This is a genomic window from Serratia sp. TSA_7 (assembly GCF_052692135.1).
Window position 1 is genome coordinate 147,645 of sequence record NZ_JBQZFU010000009.1, and the last position, 17,158, is coordinate 164,802.

Below are 17,158 nucleotides of genomic sequence, written 5' to 3' on the forward strand. Positions count from 1 at the left end.
ATTATGAAGCAAGGTTTGCAACTCAGGCTCAGCCAACAACTGGCCATGACCCCCCAGCTCCAGCAGGCTATCCGCCTGCTGCAGTTGTCCACGCTTGAGCTCCAGCAGGAGATACAGCTGGCGTTAGAGAGCAATCCCCTGCTTGAGCAGACCGATCTGCACGAAGAAATCGACGCCAAAGAGACTACCGAAACCGAAGGGCTGGATACCCGCGAGGCGCTGGAACAAAAGGACATGCCCGAAGAGCTGCCGCTGGACGCCACCTGGGACGAAATCTACACCGCAGGTACACCGTCCGGCACCGGCACCGATTACAGCGATGATGAGTTGCCGGTCTATCAGGGCGAAACCACCCAGACGCTGCAGGATTACCTGATGTGGCAGGTGGATCTCACGCCATTCTCTGATACCGATATCGCCATTGCCACCTCGATAGTCGACGCCGTCGACGACACCGGCTACCTCACCGTGCCGCTGGAAGATATTCTGGAGAGCATGGGTGACGAGAGTGTGACAATGGACGAAGTCGAAGCGGTTTTGAAGCGCGTACAGCGTTTTGATCCGGTTGGCGTCGCCGCGCGCGATCTGCGCGACTGTCTGCTGATCCAGCTTTCCCAGTACGCAAAAGATACGCCCTATCTGGCTGAAGCGCGCCTGATCATCAGCGAACATCTGGCTCTGTTGGCCAATCACGACTTTCGCAGCCTGATGCGAACAACCCGGCTAAAAGAAGATACACTGAAAGAAGCGATGCTGCTGATTCAGTCTCTTGATCCGCGCCCGGGCCAGTCGATCAATACTGGCGAGTCGGAATACGTGATCCCGGACGTGCTGGTACGCAAAGTGCAGAACAGTTGGACGGTAGAGCTCAACGCCGACAGCATTCCGCGGCTGAAGATCAACCAGCAGTACGCCGCAATGGGCAGCAGCGCTCGTAACGACAGTGACGGCCAGTATATCCGCAGCAATCTGCAGGAAGCGAAATGGCTGATCAAGAGCCTGGAAAGCCGTAACGACACCTTGCTGAAAGTCACGCGCTGCATCGTCGAGCAGCAACAGGCATTCTTTGAACAGGGTGCTGAATTTATGAAGCCCATGGTGCTGGCGGATATCGCCCAGGCCGTGGAGATGCATGAATCGACAATCTCACGCGTCACCACGCAGAAGTTTCTGCACAGTCCGCGCGGCATTTTCGAGTTGAAATATTTCTTCTCCAGCCACGTGAATACCGACAGCGGGGGCGAAGCTTCCTCTACGGCGATCCGAGCGTTAGTGAAGAAATTGATTGCGGCGGAAAACCCCGCTAAACCGCTCAGCGACAGCAAGCTGGTCACCCTGCTCTCCGATCAGGGGATCATCGTGGCGCGGCGTACTGTCGCCAAGTACCGAGAGTCTTTGTCCATCCCGCCGTCCAACCAGCGTAAACAGTTGGTTTGACCTCAATAGAGAAGGAAGACACTATGCAGCTCAACATTACCGGACACCACATCGAAATCACCGAACCTTTACGCGAGTTCGTGAATACCAAGTTCGCCAAGCTCGAACAGTATTTTGACCGCATAAATCAGGTGTATGTCGTGCTTAGCGTGGAAAAAGTGCAGCAGATTGCGGAAGCGACGGTGCACGTGAATGGAGGCGAGTTGCACGCCACCTCGGAAGACGAGAACATGTATGCCGCAATTGACACCCTGATCGACAAACTGGCGCGTCAATTGAACAAACATAAAGACAAACTGAAACAACACTGACATTCTGGGCCGTTTCCGTCAGCGGGCACGGCTCAAACATAGCCCAGGTCGTCGGCGCGTTACCTGTATGACCCTGAATAATTGGCGTTGCATCGAGGTGGCATGAGCGATTATCCCGCGAGCTTACACAGGTAAGTGATTCGGGTAAGTCAGCGCAGCCAACACAGAGACAGCTTCAAGTATGACGGGTATGGGTACCGCGCCGATAAGCCATCAGGGTTAAACAAGGCGAAAAATCACCTCACAAGGCAGCTTGATGGTGTGGTTTTAAGTGAAGATGAGATGAACAACGAAACAATGCAATTAAGCTCGGTGTTAAACATCGAGTGCACCAAAAGCTCGGTACACTGCACCAGCAAGAAACGGGCTTTGGAGATTATCAGCGAACTGGCTGCAAAACAGCTCAACCTGCCATCGCAGGTGGTGTTTGACGCGGTTCTCACCCGGGAGCGCATGGGCAGTACCGGTATCGGCAACGGTATCGCCATTCCCCATGGCAAACTGGAAGAGGACACACTGCGGGCCGTTGGCGTGTTTATCCGTCTCGACCAACCCATTGCCTTTGACGCCATTGATAACCAGCCGGTCGATCTGCTGTTCGCCTTGCTGGTGCCGGCCGACCAATGTAAAACCCATTTGCATACCCTGTCGCTGGTCGCCAAGCGCCTGGCCGACAAAACCGTATGCCGCCGCCTGCGCTCGGCGCAAAGCGACGAAGAGCTTTACCAGATCATTACCGAGTAACGCCCGGCTGGCGTGACTTCCAGCCAGGATAACGATACTGTTTAGCTATGATGGGTTTCGGCTCAGGCCGGAATAATAAAGTTTCTAACGGTGGCGATAAACGCCACTGAGATGCCAGGGGGAGTTGCCACATGGTGCTGATGATTGTCAGCGGCCGTTCCGGTTCAGGGAAATCCGTCGCCTTGCGGGCGCTGGAAGACATGGGTTTTTACTGCGTTGATAACCTGCCCGTGGTACTGCTGCCGCAGCTTGCCAATACGCTGGCGGAACGCAACATATCCGCAGCGGTAAGCATCGACGTGCGTAACATGCCGGAATCGCCGGAAGTGTTTGAATATGCGATGACCCAATTGCCGGACTGCTTTTCTCCGCAATTGCTGTTCCTCGACGCCGACCGTAATACCCTGATTCGCCGCTACAGTGATACCCGCCGCCTGCATCCGCTCTCCACCAAGAACCTGTCGCTGGAAAGCGCGATCGATGAAGAAAGCGATCTGCTTGAGCCGTTGCGCTCAAGGGCCGATCTGCTCATCGACACGTCGGAAATGTCGGTGCATGAGCTGGCCGAAATGCTGCGTACTCGTCTGTTGGGTAAACGCGAGCGCGAACTGACCATGGTATTTGAATCCTTCGGCTTTAAGCACGGCATCCCGATCGACGCCGATTACGTCTTCGACGTACGCTTCCTGCCGAACCCGCACTGGGATCCGAAACTGCGCCCGATGACCGGCCTGGATAAACCGGTCGCCTCGTTCCTCGATCGTCACACTGAAGTGCATAACTTTATCTACCAGACGCGCAGCTATCTGGAACAGTGGCTGCCGATGCTGGAAACCAACAACCGCAGCTACCTGACGGTGGCGATTGGCTGTACCGGCGGTAAACACCGTTCCGTCTACGTAGCCGAACAGCTGGCCGACTACTTCCGCTCACGCGGCAAGAATGTGCAATCGCGCCACCGGACGCTGGAAAAACGCAAACAATGACGGTCAAGCAAACGGTTGAAATCAAAAACAAACTCGGTATGCACGCTCGCCCGGCGATGAAGCTGTTCGAGCTGGTGCAGAGTTTTGACGCCGAAGTGATGCTGCGTAACGACAGCGGCACCGAGGCCGAAGCCAGCAGCGTGATTGCGCTGCTGATGCTGGACTCCGCACAGGGGCGGCATATCGAAGTGGAAGCCACCGGCCCGGATGAGGTGAAAGCGCTGAATGCGGTGATTGAACTGATTAATTCCGGGTTTGATGAAGACTAACTTCCCCGCAACAAAGAAGTAAACCCCAGGAACGCGCCCTTTATGGCGCGTTTAACATTTATGAAGCTTCAGCAGTATACTCAGATTAAATCTAGCGTTTATCGGCAATTGAAGAGACTTCATCCCCTGCCCGTTTTTAGCACTCTTAAAGGTGCCTAGAAATATTCCCTTTAAGACGACCTCTATTTTTGGCTCATCGCTTAAATCCGGCTTAAACAGTCCAGCGCCACCGCCTTGAAACTGTCGAAATTATCGCTGCCCAACAGGCGGCTCATCGAACGTTCGCGCACAAAAGTGACGAACAGATCGTAAATCGCCATCGCCTCTTCGTAGTCGCTTTTGCTGATCGCCAGCAGGAAAATCACATGGGCTATCTCACCGTCGCCCCACACCACACCCTGCGGCGCCAGCAGCGTCATCACCACGGTTTTTTTCGCCAGCAATCCCAACGAGTGCGGCAGTGCAATACCTTCACCCAGCATGGTCGACACTATCGCTTCGCGCTCCACTACCGACGGGTAAAAATCGTCGCCGACATACCCTTCCTGCTCCAGTTGAACGCACACTTTTCGGAACAGCTCCGCCTGCGTCAGCGGCTCATTTACCACCCAGAAATGCGCGGCGTCGAAGAACTTCTCCAGCATGTAGGGTTTGGTACGATCCACCAGCACCAGCTTACCCAACTGTTCCAACTGGTAGTCGGTAGGAAACGGCGACATCACCACCACCGGTTTGTTCTTTTCGCTGACCCGCGCGTTGGAAATGACAAAATCTTCGTCGATATGAGTGAGTACCTCGTAATCGCGCAGCGAAACGATGCGCGTCATCACCAGCTGCGGGTACTTGCGCGCAATCTGCGCCTGGATCATGCGCACCGTTGAGTTACCGGTATCGCATACCAGCATCACCTGCGGATGGCGCTCGTAGCCGATGTTGTAGTGCCGTTCCAACCCAACGCCGATATGCAGCACCAGATAGCCGATTTCGTTTTCGCTCAGGGTGTAAGGCGTGTATTTTCCCCAGCTCGATACCGCCGCCAGCGTCACGTCATAGGCCATCGGATAGTGTTGTTTGATGTTGGCCAATAGCGGGTTGGGAATATTGATCTGGTATTTCACCCGGGTAATCATGGTCTTGATATGGGTGAGCAAGTCCGCCCGCAGTTGGCGGTCGCCCTGCAGGTTGTAGTTATAGTGCGCGTTGATGTACGACAAAATGTAGTCCACCAGCGCTTCTTCGTCGTCGGCGTTAATCTCGGTCGGCTGCACGTCCTGCACCCTGCGCGCGGCAATATTCACCCTGAGGTAGGCCTCTTCCGCCATCGACACCTCTTTGCCGCTGGCCTTGCGCAGTTCCCCCGCCAGCCAGGTGGAGACCTTGCGCACCGCGTCATCGCCGTCTTCAACGTCAAAGTCCGACAGCGGGTAGCCATCGCTGATGCGCCGCAGCGCCACCGCGCAGTAAAAAATCAAATACTGCTCACCTTCATCCGTCAGGCGGATGGCGTATTGCGACAACAGCGGATGCAGCAGCCCGGCGAAGGTCGCCACCTGCGGTTGCAGCAGGATTTCATTGTTGAGCAACGGGTTTTCGGCATCGGCCAGATGCAGTTGGAATAACAGATCGGTCAGGCAAGCGCGGATCGCCATCTCCGAGCCGAACAGCTTCATGCCATAGCGTGGTTTGGTTTCAATGGTTAATTGATAGTTCGCCAGGCGCTCTCTCACCTCAGCCATGTCGTTTTGCAGCGTTCCACGGCTGACAAACCATTCATCGGCCAAATCTTCCAGCTTCAGGGAAAAGGCTGAGGTCAAAAAACGAATCAGCAGATAGTGCACCCGCTCTTGCGCACTGCGTGGCGTGGCGTGCTTTTTGCGCTCTCTATGCTGCAAGGCGCTGAACAGCGCGGCATCATCCACCTGCAGGCGATAGCCCGCCCCACGGCTATGCACAAAGCGAGCGCCGTATTTTTCCAGGATATCGTTCAACGCGGTGATATCGGCACGCACGGTACGGGTGGATACCGCAAAGCGCTTCGCCAACTCATCCTGCGGCAAGGTCTCGGACTGCAAAGCGTCGAACAGATAGGCCAAACGCGGGTAGGGAAATCGTACCATGCTCTTTCCGTCAATTAAGGTGCCCACCTGGGGAAACCAGGCGGGCAACGAGTTACTTCGTCACCGGCAGGAACACCATTTGCGAGGGGCTGCCTACCGGCGTATAGCCCTCAACAAAGCTGAGTTTGCCGCTGGCCTTGTCCAGGCTGAAACGGGTGACGTTATCGCTGCGCTGATTCATCGCATAGAGATAATGCCCGTCCGGGCTCAACGTCAACGATCGCGGATAGTCACCGCGCGTCCAGATTTCCGCCACCGGCTTCAATTCGCCATCGGCACCAACGCTGAACTGCGCGATGCTGTTATGCAGCCGGTTGGCGACATACAGATTCTTGCCGTCCTCACTCAAGACCAACCCCGAGGCAAAGCTGGTGCCCTTATAATCGGCAGGCAGCGAAGAAAGGGTATGTAATTGTTTCAGAGTACCTTTTTGGCTGTCAAAACGGTAGCTGGTCAGCGTCGAAGCCTCTTCGTTCACCAACAGCACCGTCTTGCCGTCCGGATGGAACACAAAGTGACGCGGGCCGGCACCGGCGGAAGAAGCGGCGATCCACGGCGGATCGTTTGGCGTCAGTAGGCCGCTTGCGCCGTCAAAGCGCCACTGGTAGAGGCGATCCAGCCCCAGATCGGTGGAAAACACAAACTTGCCGCTCGGATCGCAGGCGATCATATGCGCGTGCGGGCCATTATGGTCGCTGGCGGCAAAACTGCCCTCCACCGCCGCCGCAGGTTTGCTCGCGCCTGCCGGCCCCTGATCCTGTTGCACTGAACTGGCATTGCCCAATTTGCCGTCATTCTCAACCGGGAACGCCGCCACGGTGCCGCTGACGTAGTTCGCCACCAGCAGATGGCGGCCGTCCGGCGTCAGGGAAAGGTAAACCGGCCCCGCGCCCTGCGAATCAACCTGATTCAGCTGCGTCAGCCCGCCATCTACCGGGTTGATGCGATAAGCGATGATGCCGCCGTGCTTGCTGCCGTTAAAATCGGCCACTTCGCTGGCGACATACAGCGTCCGGCCTTGGGCATCCAGGGTAAGCTGCGCCGGATTAGGCTGGTTGCTGACCAGCGTTTTCGCGCTCAGCGCGCCGCTGGCCGGATCGACCTGCACCCGGTAAACGCCTCCGCCGTTAGGGTTGTAAGTACCGATATAAGCAAAATGAGATGACGTGGAGTTCATTGCATCCTCAGCATGCAGCGCCGGGCTGGCGATAGCCAGCAGCGCCAGGGTTAACGCAGTACGTAAGGGGGAAGCCTGCCAGTTTCGCATGATTGTCCTTATTGTAGCTAACGGCGCGGCATACCGCGCCTGTTGAGAGAGAAGGGTAGCCTCCCTGCCTTACGTCATCCGATATACCTTTCTTACGTGAAGCTGCAGCGTTGTTGGCTGCGCTTAACCCACCAGCTTTTTGCTCATCGCCAACAGGGTTTTCACATCCTGCGGGCGGGTATCACCGGTGGCAGAATCAATAATGGAACTGTAGATATGCGGAATAATTCGCTTCACGCCGGCGGCCAAGGCAATCTCAACGATCGGTTCGAAGTTTTCCAGATCGATGCCGCCAGTCGGCTCCAGCATAAAATCATGCTCGGCGCAGGCTTGAGCCACATACCGGTATTCTTCTTTACACGCCAACCCGCCCATCGGGAAATACTTGATGGAGCTGCCGCCCATATCTTTCAACATGGCGATGGCCGTCTCGACCGGTACGATGCCGTCTGGCGCGGCAGCGCTCAGCGGGCCGGTCGAGATCTTCACAAAGCCGACGCGACCGGTCGGAGAAACCAGCCCGTTCACCACGCTGTCGCTCTGGCCCAGCAGCGCACGGCTGGCGCCCACGCCGGTAAACACCTGATTGACGTGCTGCGGCTGAACGCGCTGGGCAATCAGGCTGACCATCGCGGATTGTTTGGGATCGCCCGCCCCCAGGCCCACCGACAGCGCATTCTCGATCAGTTGCGCATAGTGCTGCATATCCGCCACCGCGCTGTCGACGTCCGGATAGTTCTTGGAGAGAACCCCGACCAGCACATGCCCTTCCGCCGCCGCATAAATCGCCTGCGCATTGTCTTTTGAGCCGGCCAGTACGTTGAGGCACAGACGGTCGCGGTAATAGTTTGGCTGCAGCTTCATGCTTGTTTCTCCGTAAACAGATTTTTAATACAGGTAAAGACGGTCATCAGTTGCTGCTCGTCGACGCTACGCACATCCACTTCGATTTTGCCTTCATTGGCCTTATAGCCACGGAAGTAGATGGCGATCTCGCCGGTTTTCAGCGCCTGGACGATGTCGGTGGTAGAGCGCCCCAGCACCGCTTCGTCAAAGGTGATTTCAGCACGGGCGATATCGCGGCCGGCGCTGTCCCAGACGGTTTTGGCGCTGATGCCGGTCAGCGAGTTCAGGCTGGTGATAAACGGCGTCATTCGTGCCACCATCTGCTCACCGGTGGTTTTTTCCAGCTTCAGGTAGCTTTCAATCGCCTGCGTCAGGCCGAGGATGCCCTCTTTGCCGACCTTCATCGCCCGGCCAATGCCGCCGGATTGCAGCTTCACCCACTCCACGTATTGCCGCTTACCCACCACCAGGCCACTGGTTGGGCCTTCGATGGCCTTGGCGCCGCTGTAGATCACCAGATCGGCCCCCATCTGGTAGTAGCACATCAGATCTTCTTCTGCGGCGGCATCGACGATCAGCGGCAGATCATGCTTGCGCGCCACCACCACCGCCTGCTCGACGGAAAGAATGCTTTTCTGCACGCAGTGGTGCGATTTGATGTACAGGATCGCCGCCGTTTGCGGCGTGATGCAGGCCTCAAGCTGTTCTGCTGAGCATTCGTTGGCATAACCCGCCTCAACCACCTTGCCGCCGCCGAGGGCAACCATGGTGTCGACCGGGGCACCGAAGTTCACGTTGTGACCACGCGGTAACACTATCTCGCGCGGCACGGTGATTGGCGCCGAGTGCAGGTTCACCAGCAGGTTGGCGTTGTCTTTGACGATCACTGCCGCCACCGACTGAGCGATACCCGCCGAGGCGCAAGACACGATCACGGCATCTTCCACATTCAGCAGATCGGCGATGTAAGCACCGGTCTTGTTAACCAGATCCTTGATTTCAAAATAGTGATTCAGGCCGTAGTCGACGGCGTCAATCACCTCCTGACGCGGGGTAGATACGCCAAGAATAGTCATACGGCCGGAAGTGTTAATCACTTGTTTTAAATTATATTTTTCATAAATCGAAGACATGATGGGCTTTCCCTTCGTCGGTTAATAGAATTTCCCCGGCTACCACCGCAGCCAACGGAACCAACAACTGTTCGCCACCGACCGATTGCCCTTCTGAGTCGGCAAATGCCTGCGGCCCCTGGCGGAGATCGAACAGGGTAAAATCGGCGTCATAACCCGGCTCCAGCCGGCCTTTATGGGTCAGGCTCAGCGCCGAAGCGGCATTTTCCGTCACGCAGGCAATCACCTGCGGCAGCGACAGGCCGATGCTGAAGAATTTGGACATCACCGTCGCCAGGCTGTGTACTGGCCCGGCCATGCGGTTGCGGCAATAGATATCGGAACTGATGGTGTGCGGGAGAATGCCAAGCCCAATCGCCTGGCGTGCCACGTCAAAGCTGAAACTGGCGGTGCCGTGGCCCACGTCGAGCAGCACGCCGCGTTTCAGCGCCCGCTGGATCGACTCGCGCAACGTACCCGCCGGGGTCAGAATGCGGTTCGGCTTGCCGTTATAGCAGTGGGTAATGATGTCGCCGCGGGTCAGCAGATCGGCGATGTCATCCAGATTCGGCGGGTTATTGCCGATATGCACCATCAGCGGCAACCGGTTGTTTTCCTGCTGGATTTGCTTGGCGCGCACCAACGGCACAATGCCGTTTTGCCCCACCACGCTGCTGCTCATGCGCGCCTTGATGCCGATGATGAAACCGGGGTAGGCATCGATGGATTTTTTCACCGTCGGCGGGTCGATATCCGCCAGATCGGCCAGCTCATTTTGGCGTAACAACCCGATGCGCGAGATATTCAGGAAAGCGAACACGTTGGTTTTGGCCCGGCGCGTCAGAGCATAGAACTCGTCAACGTCGTCGGTGCCGGTGCTGCCGGCGTCAACCACCGAAGTCACGCCACTGGCTACGCCCACTAAGTCCGGTTCGTCATAGTAAATCGGCGAAGAAGGATAGCAGTGCACGTGGGAGTCGATCCAGCCGGCGCTGAGGCGGCAGTTGCCCGCCAGATCCAGCTGCCTGCCGGCGTTGACGTCATCGGCCAACTGCCCAACGACGACAATCTTACCGTCCTGAACCGCCAGATCGACCAGTCGGTCGTCCGCCAGCCTGGCGCGTCGGATTACTAAGTCATACATACTGCGCTACTCCTTTTCCAGCAGGGGGCGGCGCACCGCCCCACTATCACACGGCTCTGGAACAGTGATTAAGCAATGGCGACAGGGAAAATGGCCCCTAACAGCATTGCGCCAAGGATCGCTCCGCCAGTGATTGGCTTGCCCCAGATATAGAACAGCAGCGCGCCAAGCAGCGAACCTACGCCAATCGGAATGGATGCGGTCATCGCCGACAGGATGATCAACGGCCCCAGGAAGCGACCTGAGGAGTTACCTGCCCCCATCATTACGTCTGCGCCGTAGGTGGAGTTGCTCTGGTTGATGGTGAATTTGCGTGCCAGAATGATCAGGTAGCCAATCGCCAGACCAATCACCAGGCCGGTCACCAGCGAGGCGGCAAAGTTGGCGACCGGGAAGATGATCCCCGCGCCCAGCAACAGCGCCGGAACGCCCAACCCCACGCCGGTCTGGATCGCGCCGCCGATGTCCAGAATGCCCACCAGCGAGCCTTCAATGATGCGCGCAAACAGGAAGCTGGCGCCGAATGCCGCCACCGCGCCATAAACGCCGGTGTCCATCCCGGCACGCAGCATGGAAACGAAGGCCACTTCGTTAAACGCGCCGATGCCATACAGGTAGTACATGTGCGTCCCGGCGAACACACCGGACGAGAGCAGGCCAACAAAAATCGGGAATGACCAGTCGGCGTACCAGAAGCCTTTTTGGGTTTGTTCTTCCATCATCCCGCTCCTTATTTACCGCTCAGGGTGTTGTGAATGGTGTCCAGCCAACCCGGCACGCCGAGGCTGAAGGACTCGAGGACTTTCATGTCGAAGCCGCGGAAGAAACCGCTCAGCACGAACAGCAGCACGATCACCGCCATCATGATCTTGGTGATTTTGTTCCAGCCGCTCTCTTCCACGCCCTTACCGATCAGAATGCCCAGCACCAGACCCGGCACGGCGTTGCCCATGATCAGCTGCGCCAGGCCGCCGAAAATGGTGCCCCAGAAACCGGAGCGACGCCCGGCGTCGATCGCCGCCAGCCAGAAGATCACCGGCATCACGGTGTTCACCAGCAGGTTAGCCGCCGGCACCAGCACTTTGATTGCCGTAACCTGCAGCGCAGCGGGCACTGCGGAAGCGGTGGTATTGAGGAACGCCACCACCAGCATGCCGATAACGCCGCAGGCGATAGCCATTTTTTTCGGGTCATGCAGCGTTTGCGCCAGGTTGCGGTTCTTGACCATCAAGGCTGCCGCGCCCCAGTGAGGGATGATGCGGTGGTCAACGTCCTGCGTGAAGGCGCCCGCCGCCACGGAAGACGCCCAGGCGTTGAAGAAGAAACCCAGGCCGAATGAGAAGTGGGAAGCCGGATCGCCTTCGCAAGAATTCAGCTCGCCCAAGGTGCGGAAGGCGCCCATGCCCTGCGTCGTCGGAGCATGGAACATGCGTGCGGCGCCAGCCCCTACGCCAACCCCCACCAGTCCGCCAATAATAAGCGACTTAAATAAGATGATTAAAAACATCAGTATACCCTTAGATTTATGCTAACGTTTTTATTTCGTGACGAAGACAACCTTTTCTGTATTAATCATTGTCACGTTCACGGTTATTTCCAGAGTCACGGTGTAGGTTTTTCTTTCTCGCGGTAAAAAGAAAAAGAGAAATTTCTCTTTTGTTATTTTCTCTTCCGCTTTTAATACGCTGACATCCTGCGGTTCAATGCGCAGCAGAATATTGCTGGTGGATTTTAATACCGTGCCCTGCACATTAGCCAAGGCGGAAGCAAAAGCTTTCGCTTTGCTGTCACCCTTGCCCTCCACCTTTACCGATGTGGTATAGTGTTCTTTCATTACGGGTTGCCGTGTTTTTTGATGTAGGCTTCCACCAGTCTTTGGCCCAATTCTTCTTTATCCATAAAGCCAAAACCCAGCACGATATAACCTTCATTGATTGCCGTCACGCCTTCATCAATGGAGCGCATGCCGTATTTCGCTTTGTAGCCGTATTTGGTCTGCGCGGTAATTGCTCCGGCACCGCCGCTGCCGCAGAAGGAAATTCCCAACTGCGCACCTTCCGATTTCATTACGTCGCCCAGCTTCATATCCGCCGCTACTCCAGGGATAACGATGGCTTTTCCGCCAGCCGTTTCAATGCCCTGGCCGACTTTCTGGCCTTTGCCCAAACGATCGCCAATCACTACGGTAATCTGACCCATGGTATTTTCTCCTGATGATATGAATGCGTTAATCGCTATTGGTTATTGTCTTTTGCCACTTCAAAATGCACAGAAAGCAAATAAGCTTCTTCGATCGGCAGAGCCGGAAAATTATCGACAACTCGCTCAGCCATTTGCATCGATTCCGCTGAAATCTCATCAAAAAGCGATTTATCGACTTCCGGCAAGGGTTCACCGGTCATTGAACGCAGTACCATGGCACGAATATGCGATTCCAGCATCTGTTGCTGTACTGCATTGGTATAAATGTTTTCTGCATTCAGCATGGCGGTAATATCGGCCAGCACCTTATCGGTGATCGCCCCGGCCTCGCCGAGGTCAGACCGCTCATTTTTTTCTATCGCAACAGATCCTTCATTCACTTTTCAATACCCCTGGTTCCAACATTATTCGTAAGTCGCAGAATGCATCACCTGAATATACCCTATGAATTTCAAGTTACAGCCAGGCGCTCAGCTCGTGGGTCTTGTAAAGCAGCCAACAACGCTGCAGCTTGAAAGGCGGTGGGTATTTCCCGCTTTCTTTGATGTCTTACCCTAACCCCGGGGAGAATTTCTGTGTAGCCGCTTTTTTTCCAGTTTAAAGTGGAAATTCAATGATTGTCAGGGATCCATTTCGCAAAATAAGCGCTTTTAAGATAATTTAATGACATTACAGAAAGTTAATGCCACAAAGGGTTTCCGGTTCTCCCCGCCGCAGTGAAAAGCTTCGTGATCGGGATCTCTTTCTTTTCACCGCTTAACCGCCTACTATCGGTAAGACAATTCGACATCAGCAACGCCCCCGCTCCTCTGGCGCGGGGGCGTTGCTTTTGTGCTGTTTTTCCGAATTTATGGGCGCGAAAACGGGCGCCCTTTGATTTGACTGGAGAGTGGAATGACCAAACCAACCATTACTATTAATGAGCTGGATGCGGAACGCCTGGATGCGCTATTGGAACAACCGGCCTTTGCCAACACCGACGTCGCCATCGCGCTGAACGACGAGCTGGATCGCGCCGAAATCCTGCCGCCGGCCCAGATCCCGGCCAACGTGGTGACCATGAACAGCCGCGTGCGTTTCCGCGATCTGCATACCGCAGAAGAGCACGTGCGCACGCTGGTATACCCGGCCTCGCTGAAGGACAGCCACGAGCAGTTGTCAGTGATGGCGCCGCTGGGCGCAGCGCTGCTGGGCATGCATGTAGGCAACCAGATTACCTGGCAGTTGCCGAACGGCGAAGAAGCGCGGATCGAAGTGCTGGAACTGCTGTACCAGCCGGAAGCGGCAGGTGAATACCACCGCTAAGCGGTAATTCAGGGCGGTGAACATGCCGCCCTTTCTGAGCCTTACAGGCTGATGGCGATCAGTACCACCACCAGCAGCAACACGTAAACTCTGGCGTGCAGCTTGTCATTGACCTTCGGCAACACCCTTTTGGCAAAGACGATCCCCGCAATGCCGGCCGCCACCAGCAGCCCAAGAATGGTCAGGTTGACGTAGCCAAGATAGTGCGGCTCGCTCATTTCCTGCCAGCCCAAACCGATATACATCAGTGCGCCGATGACAGCGACCGGAATCGACAAGGGATTGGCCGCGCTGACGCAGTGCTTCATTTCATAGCCATGCCGACGCAACAAAGGCACCGTCATCACGCTGCCCCCCACGCCGAGCATAGTGGCGATCACCCCAATCAGCGGGCCACCGACCCACAACGTCATCTTTGACAGCGCCGCGCGCGCCGGTTTGACCAAAAAACCCTGCCTGAACAGACAATCCGCAATCGTCACCAGCATATAAATCACGAACAGCAGCCTGACCACATTGTCCGCCAGAAGCGTAGAGGCAAAAGCGCCCAGTGCGGCGCCAATGCAGATGAAAAAGATCAGCGGGATGATGGTTTCACGCAGCAGGTTGCCGCTGCGCCAGTTGGTTAGGGTGGCGTAACCCGAATTGAGGATCATCACCGCCGTTGAGGTCGCTACGGCGATATGCATCGCCTGGCCCGGCTGTTCGCCGGAGGAAGACACCAGATGATAGACAAAGGGCACCACCACAAAGCCGCCGCCAAAGCCGAACAAGATGGTGGTGATGCCGGTAATGAAACCGGCACCGAGAATAATCAACGTTTCAATCATGGCCATGCGCCCGGATGAAATCGTCGAAACCGGCAGAGAACTGACCGGCAAGTGGATGGAACTCGTCGCCGACAAACAGCGCCAGATAATGCCGGCGAATGGCATCATGATCGATAAGCTCAATCCCGGCTTCCGCCGCCTGCGCCAGAGTCAGCGCATCCGGAAATCCCCAATAGCGATAATTACCCTGCCGCTCGACAATAAGGGACTTGCGTTCGCCCGCGCGCATTAGCTGCCCCGCTAAAAATGCACCGGACCGCATGCCCGCCAGCATCATGTTTTCCAAAAACGACAGCTCATAACGCAATTCGATCGGCAAGCGGGCAAGCACCGGCCCGGCATCCCAGTGTTCATCCATCTCGTGCAACGTTAACGCGCCGTTTTTCTCGCCGTTCACCATGGCGCGGAACAGCGTCATCACGCCACGGTAATGCGGCAAGTCGCCCGGATGCAGATTCCACAGCAGCTTGCCGCGCTGGCTGAAGGCCCGGACGTAATCCGCGGAAAACTTCTGGTAGCAGCGCAAAGAAACCACCGCGTCCATATTACCCAGGCTGCTGATAAACGTGGCGTCATTGATGTCTGCAATGCGGTGCGCCGTGATGCCTGCGCCAGCCAGGAAAACCTGCGGCGGCTGGTAAGCGCCCTCGCAGGCATCGGCATTTCTGCTGACAAAGGGGAAAACGAAGTCATTCAGCACTTCACGTTCATACAAGGCAAGCTGGCGAATTTCAGGCTCTTGCAGCCGGCCGGCGGCTTTCGCCAGTGGAAAATAAACCGTAAAGGTGCATTCCTTGTGTAAGGCGCTAATAACATCCTGACAGGCCAGCCAGGAAAAAATATCGTTGCCAACAAATAGCGCTACGTTTTTCATGCTTCCGCCTTATTTCCATTAAATATGCTGTTATTGAAAACTATTTTGCTGATATCCCGGGTGATGGATTCCATTGCGGAAGTATAAAAAAGGTCGCCTTTGGCGGGGGCTCCAAGGGAATAGAGATCCTGCTCATTGCCTTTTTCATCCGACACTTTTAACGTAAACGGGTTGCATTTTACGCCACCGAAGATATTTTCCTGTACCAGGCCGCCCTGAAGCATCTTTTTATTTAATCGACTTAACTTCAGTTGGTATGAGGGCGTAGTGCAATTAAGCAAATATTGGCTGTGCACCTCCGCATTGTGGCAGAGGGTTTTAAATCCCCGGCCCTCTTTTTCTATATTTACCACCCCACCAAAGGCGCGCAAACGTTGGCTCTCTAGCGCCGCAATAATTTTATAGGCATTTTTTAGTGGCATGGCGTGCCGATGGCGCATCCAGGAAGAGTTATAGAAGCGCATGAAGATCTGTCGGTTATTTTCATCCATTTTTACCCAGGCTTCACATACGGCCGGATGAATCGCTGCCAGATAGCTACAGATATGCTCACGGGCAAAGCGCGCCCGATCCAGGCTTTCGGCCAGATCGCGATAGCAATCCCTGGCAGCGCCCATGGCAGACAGCACCGTTAACCGTTCCTGCCCTGGGTAATATTCTTCGAGCGCCGCGTTAATCACCTGAACCCACTGGTGCGCATCAATATAGCTGTTGTCGGCGACAAAACGGTTCAGTCGCTGCCTGAATTCTGGCGGTGGCGCGCGCATCAACGCCGGCTGCACGCTGGGGAAAAGCCCGGAACGCGACAGGGCGGTAATATTGCTCGCCCCCACCCGCTCAATCAGCTCAATAATGGCGTCGATCGCCGTCAGGCTACAGCCAATCACACCAACTGCCGATGCAGGATTGATGGCGGGCAGATCCCGATTGGCCTGATAGGCAATCACCCCGTCAATCGGGTAGAGGCTCGCCGGCTCATTATGCCCCGAGCACAGCACTACCGCATTCATCTGCTCCGCGGCCCCGCAGGCCGTTGTCAGCAAATATCCTCCTGGATGCGAACCTATCTCCTCAACTTCGGCGGTCACGAAATTCAGCGTGACGTTGCTGGCAGCCGCCATAAACACCGCCCTGTCGCGAATAAAATCGAGATATTCTTTATAAAGCCAGCGGGGTGGGTAGCGATCTTTACTGTATCGCCGAAAATGCGTCGTGATCCAATCGGAAAAATGTGCGCTGTCAAAAATATCCGCCGACATATTCTCTGGCGTCATATTTAAAATATGGCTGTCAAAATCGCTGCTGTAAGCCATACCGCCATTGAACCCCTGTTTGTCAAACACTTTCAGGGAAAGATGCTTATTGCAATTATTAACAGACTTATTCTTGATAAAGTTGTAAGCGAAAGAAATACCTGCCGCCCCACCACCAATCACACCGATCTTATACATGAAATATCACCTTATAGTTACAGCATTAAAAGAAGAACTATTGCTTCAGGTGTTGGAATAAAATAATTCCTTATTAACTTCTTGTATGATGCAGACGAGATAACCCGCCCGGCCCCGGCGTTTAAATTAAAAAGGGGTTAATCAACAATAAAAATACCTCGCCACCAAGGCAGCGTTATTTTTCTGCCCTGATAGTAGAGCTATGACCAGTGGCTTGCTTTACATGAAAGGCCAACTATCATTGCATTTCGGCCAAACTGCTC

General features: G+C 55.5%; 19 protein-coding genes. 6 read left to right on the top strand and 13 right to left on the bottom strand.

Annotated features, from left to right (window positions below; translation table 11 throughout):
* Positions 1–3 precede the first annotated feature (3 nt).
* From rpoN to npr, 5 genes are all read left to right on the top strand, one after another.
* The gene (gene rpoN, locus ACUTQW_RS21920) at positions 4–1,437 is read left to right on the top strand and encodes an RNA polymerase factor sigma-54 (protein ID WP_004948545.1); all 1,434 of its coding nucleotides are present in this window, start codon (positions 4–6) and stop codon (positions 1,435–1,437) included.
* A 23-nt stretch (positions 1,438–1,460) separates the two neighbouring features.
* Positions 1,461–1,748, top strand: a complete 288-nt coding sequence (gene hpf, locus ACUTQW_RS21925; protein ID WP_004948547.1) for a ribosome hibernation promoting factor — start codon at positions 1,461–1,463, stop codon at positions 1,746–1,748.
* 282 nt (positions 1,749–2,030) lie between these two features.
* Positions 2,031–2,492, top strand: coding sequence for a PTS IIA-like nitrogen regulatory protein PtsN (gene ptsN, locus ACUTQW_RS21930; RefSeq protein ID WP_004948550.1), 462 nt, complete (start codon positions 2,031–2,033; stop codon positions 2,490–2,492).
* A gap of 131 nt (positions 2,493–2,623) precedes the next feature.
* Entirely contained in the window at positions 2,624–3,478 is an 855-nt protein-coding gene (gene rapZ / locus ACUTQW_RS21935; RefSeq protein ID WP_004948553.1) for an RNase adapter RapZ, read from the top strand.
* Positions 3,475–3,747: a PTS phosphocarrier protein NPr gene (npr, locus tag ACUTQW_RS21940; RefSeq protein ID WP_004948556.1), complete on the top strand. Its 273-nt coding sequence runs from the start codon at positions 3,475–3,477 to the stop codon at positions 3,745–3,747. The genes rapZ and npr overlap by 4 nt, the downstream gene beginning before the upstream one ends.
* Positions 3,748–3,947: 200 nt before the next feature.
* Here the strand turns inward: npr and ACUTQW_RS21945 are convergent, their stop codons facing one another.
* The 10 genes from ACUTQW_RS21945 to ACUTQW_RS21990 all read right to left on the bottom strand — a co-directional run bounded on the left by ACUTQW_RS21945 (position 3,948) and on the right by ACUTQW_RS21990 (position 12,815).
* The gene (locus ACUTQW_RS21945) at positions 3,948–5,864 is read right to left on the bottom strand and encodes a BglG family transcription antiterminator (RefSeq protein WP_006328272.1); all 1,917 of its coding nucleotides are present in this window, start codon (positions 5,862–5,864) and stop codon (positions 3,948–3,950) included.
* A gap of 52 nt (positions 5,865–5,916) precedes the next feature.
* Entirely contained in the window at positions 5,917–7,131 is a 1,215-nt protein-coding gene (locus ACUTQW_RS21950; RefSeq protein WP_020439857.1) for a lactonase family protein, read from the bottom strand.
* A 123-nt stretch (positions 7,132–7,254) separates the two neighbouring features.
* On the bottom strand, positions 7,255–7,995 hold the full coding sequence (dagF, locus tag ACUTQW_RS21955; RefSeq protein WP_004948565.1) for a 2-dehydro-3-deoxy-phosphogluconate aldolase: 741 nt from the start codon (positions 7,993–7,995) through the stop codon (positions 7,255–7,257).
* Entirely contained in the window at positions 7,992–9,110 is a 1,119-nt protein-coding gene (locus ACUTQW_RS21960; protein WP_020439858.1) for a DgaE family pyridoxal phosphate-dependent ammonia lyase, read from the bottom strand. The genes dagF and ACUTQW_RS21960 overlap by 4 nt, the downstream gene beginning before the upstream one ends.
* Positions 9,094–10,233, bottom strand: coding sequence for an amidohydrolase/deacetylase family metallohydrolase (locus ACUTQW_RS21965; protein WP_006328276.1), 1,140 nt, complete (start codon positions 10,231–10,233; stop codon positions 9,094–9,096). Before ACUTQW_RS21965 ends, ACUTQW_RS21960 begins: the two co-directional genes overlap by 17 nt.
* Before the next feature lie 68 nt (positions 10,234–10,301).
* Complete coding sequence (locus ACUTQW_RS21970; protein WP_006317116.1) at positions 10,302–10,952, bottom strand: DUF4310 family protein; 651 nt, start codon at positions 10,950–10,952, stop codon at positions 10,302–10,304.
* Positions 10,953–10,963: 11 nt separating this feature from the next.
* Complete coding sequence (locus ACUTQW_RS21975) at positions 10,964–11,740, bottom strand: DUF4311 domain-containing protein (protein ID WP_006317117.1); 777 nt, start codon at positions 11,738–11,740, stop codon at positions 10,964–10,966.
* A 30-nt stretch (positions 11,741–11,770) separates the two neighbouring features.
* Complete coding sequence (locus tag ACUTQW_RS21980) at positions 11,771–12,067, bottom strand: DUF4312 family protein (RefSeq protein WP_004948579.1); 297 nt, start codon at positions 12,065–12,067, stop codon at positions 11,771–11,773.
* A complete protein-coding gene (locus ACUTQW_RS21985; protein WP_006328278.1) occupies positions 12,067–12,432 on the bottom strand; it encodes a glycine-rich SFCGS family protein in 366 nt (121 codons plus the stop codon). The genes ACUTQW_RS21980 and ACUTQW_RS21985 overlap by 1 nt, the downstream gene beginning before the upstream one ends.
* 35 nt (positions 12,433–12,467) lie before the next feature.
* Positions 12,468–12,815, bottom strand: a complete 348-nt coding sequence (locus ACUTQW_RS21990) for a glycine dehydrogenase (RefSeq protein WP_006328280.1) — start codon at positions 12,813–12,815, stop codon at positions 12,468–12,470.
* A gap of 514 nt (positions 12,816–13,329) precedes the next feature.
* On the opposite strand from ACUTQW_RS21990, the gene rnk reads away from it, so the two are divergent.
* A complete protein-coding gene (gene rnk, locus ACUTQW_RS21995) occupies positions 13,330–13,740 on the top strand; it encodes a nucleoside diphosphate kinase regulator (RefSeq protein ID WP_004948590.1) in 411 nt (136 codons plus the stop codon).
* A gap of 41 nt (positions 13,741–13,781) precedes the next feature.
* Here rnk and ACUTQW_RS22000 read toward each other — a convergent pair whose 3' ends face one another.
* From ACUTQW_RS22000 to ACUTQW_RS22010, 3 genes are read right to left on the bottom strand one after another with little or no spacing between them, the layout of a single operon-like run.
* Positions 13,782–14,570, bottom strand: coding sequence for a sulfite exporter TauE/SafE family protein (locus ACUTQW_RS22000; protein ID WP_006328281.1), 789 nt, complete (start codon positions 14,568–14,570; stop codon positions 13,782–13,784).
* On the bottom strand, positions 14,563–15,444 hold the full coding sequence (locus tag ACUTQW_RS22005; protein ID WP_006328282.1) for a formyltransferase family protein: 882 nt from the start codon (positions 15,442–15,444) through the stop codon (positions 14,563–14,565). Before ACUTQW_RS22005 ends, ACUTQW_RS22000 begins: the two co-directional genes overlap by 8 nt.
* Positions 15,441–16,895 (bottom strand): FAD/NAD(P)-binding protein, encoded by a 1,455-nt coding sequence (locus ACUTQW_RS22010; protein WP_020439861.1) that lies wholly within the window; start codon positions 16,893–16,895, stop codon positions 15,441–15,443. The genes ACUTQW_RS22005 and ACUTQW_RS22010 overlap by 4 nt, the downstream gene beginning before the upstream one ends.
* Positions 16,896–17,158 lie beyond the last annotated feature (263 nt).

What these genes read in the sequence shown, in the direction of transcription:
- rpoN (WP_004948545.1), top strand. Translation starts at nt 4, where the DNA reads ATGAAGCAAGGTTTGCAACTCAGGCTCAGCCAACAACTGGCCATGACC.
- hpf (WP_004948547.1), top strand. Translation starts at nt 1,461, where the DNA reads ATGCAGCTCAACATTACCGGACACCACATCGAAATCACCGAACCTTTA.
- ptsN (WP_004948550.1), top strand. Translation starts at nt 2,031, where the DNA reads ATGAACAACGAAACAATGCAATTAAGCTCGGTGTTAAACATCGAGTGC.
- rapZ (WP_004948553.1), top strand. Translation starts at nt 2,624, where the DNA reads ATGGTGCTGATGATTGTCAGCGGCCGTTCCGGTTCAGGGAAATCCGTC.
- npr (WP_004948556.1), top strand. Translation starts at nt 3,475, where the DNA reads ATGACGGTCAAGCAAACGGTTGAAATCAAAAACAAACTCGGTATGCAC.
- ACUTQW_RS21945 (WP_006328272.1), bottom strand. Translation starts at nt 5,864, where the DNA reads ATGGTACGATTTCCCTACCCGCGTTTGGCCTATCTGTTCGACGCTTTG.
- ACUTQW_RS21950 (WP_020439857.1), bottom strand. Translation starts at nt 7,131, where the DNA reads ATGCGAAACTGGCAGGCTTCCCCCTTACGTACTGCGTTAACCCTGGCG.
- dagF (WP_004948565.1), bottom strand. Translation starts at nt 7,995, where the DNA reads ATGAAGCTGCAGCCAAACTATTACCGCGACCGTCTGTGCCTCAACGTA.
- ACUTQW_RS21960 (WP_020439858.1), bottom strand. Translation starts at nt 9,110, where the DNA reads ATGTCTTCGATTTATGAAAAATATAATTTAAAACAAGTGATTAACACT.
- ACUTQW_RS21965 (WP_006328276.1), bottom strand. Translation starts at nt 10,233, where the DNA reads ATGTATGACTTAGTAATCCGACGCGCCAGGCTGGCGGACGACCGACTG.
- ACUTQW_RS21970 (WP_006317116.1), bottom strand. Translation starts at nt 10,952, where the DNA reads ATGGAAGAACAAACCCAAAAAGGCTTCTGGTACGCCGACTGGTCATTC.
- ACUTQW_RS21975 (WP_006317117.1), bottom strand. Translation starts at nt 11,740, where the DNA reads ATGTTTTTAATCATCTTATTTAAGTCGCTTATTATTGGCGGACTGGTG.
- ACUTQW_RS21980 (WP_004948579.1), bottom strand. Translation starts at nt 12,067, where the DNA reads ATGAAAGAACACTATACCACATCGGTAAAGGTGGAGGGCAAGGGTGAC.
- ACUTQW_RS21985 (WP_006328278.1), bottom strand. Translation starts at nt 12,432, where the DNA reads ATGGGTCAGATTACCGTAGTGATTGGCGATCGTTTGGGCAAAGGCCAG.
- rnk (WP_004948590.1), top strand. Translation starts at nt 13,330, where the DNA reads ATGACCAAACCAACCATTACTATTAATGAGCTGGATGCGGAACGCCTG.
- ACUTQW_RS22000 (WP_006328281.1), bottom strand. Translation starts at nt 14,570, where the DNA reads ATGATTGAAACGTTGATTATTCTCGGTGCCGGTTTCATTACCGGCATC.
- ACUTQW_RS22005 (WP_006328282.1), bottom strand. Translation starts at nt 15,444, where the DNA reads ATGAAAAACGTAGCGCTATTTGTTGGCAACGATATTTTTTCCTGGCTG.
- ACUTQW_RS22010 (WP_020439861.1), bottom strand. Translation starts at nt 16,895, where the DNA reads ATGTATAAGATCGGTGTGATTGGTGGTGGGGCGGCAGGTATTTCTTTC.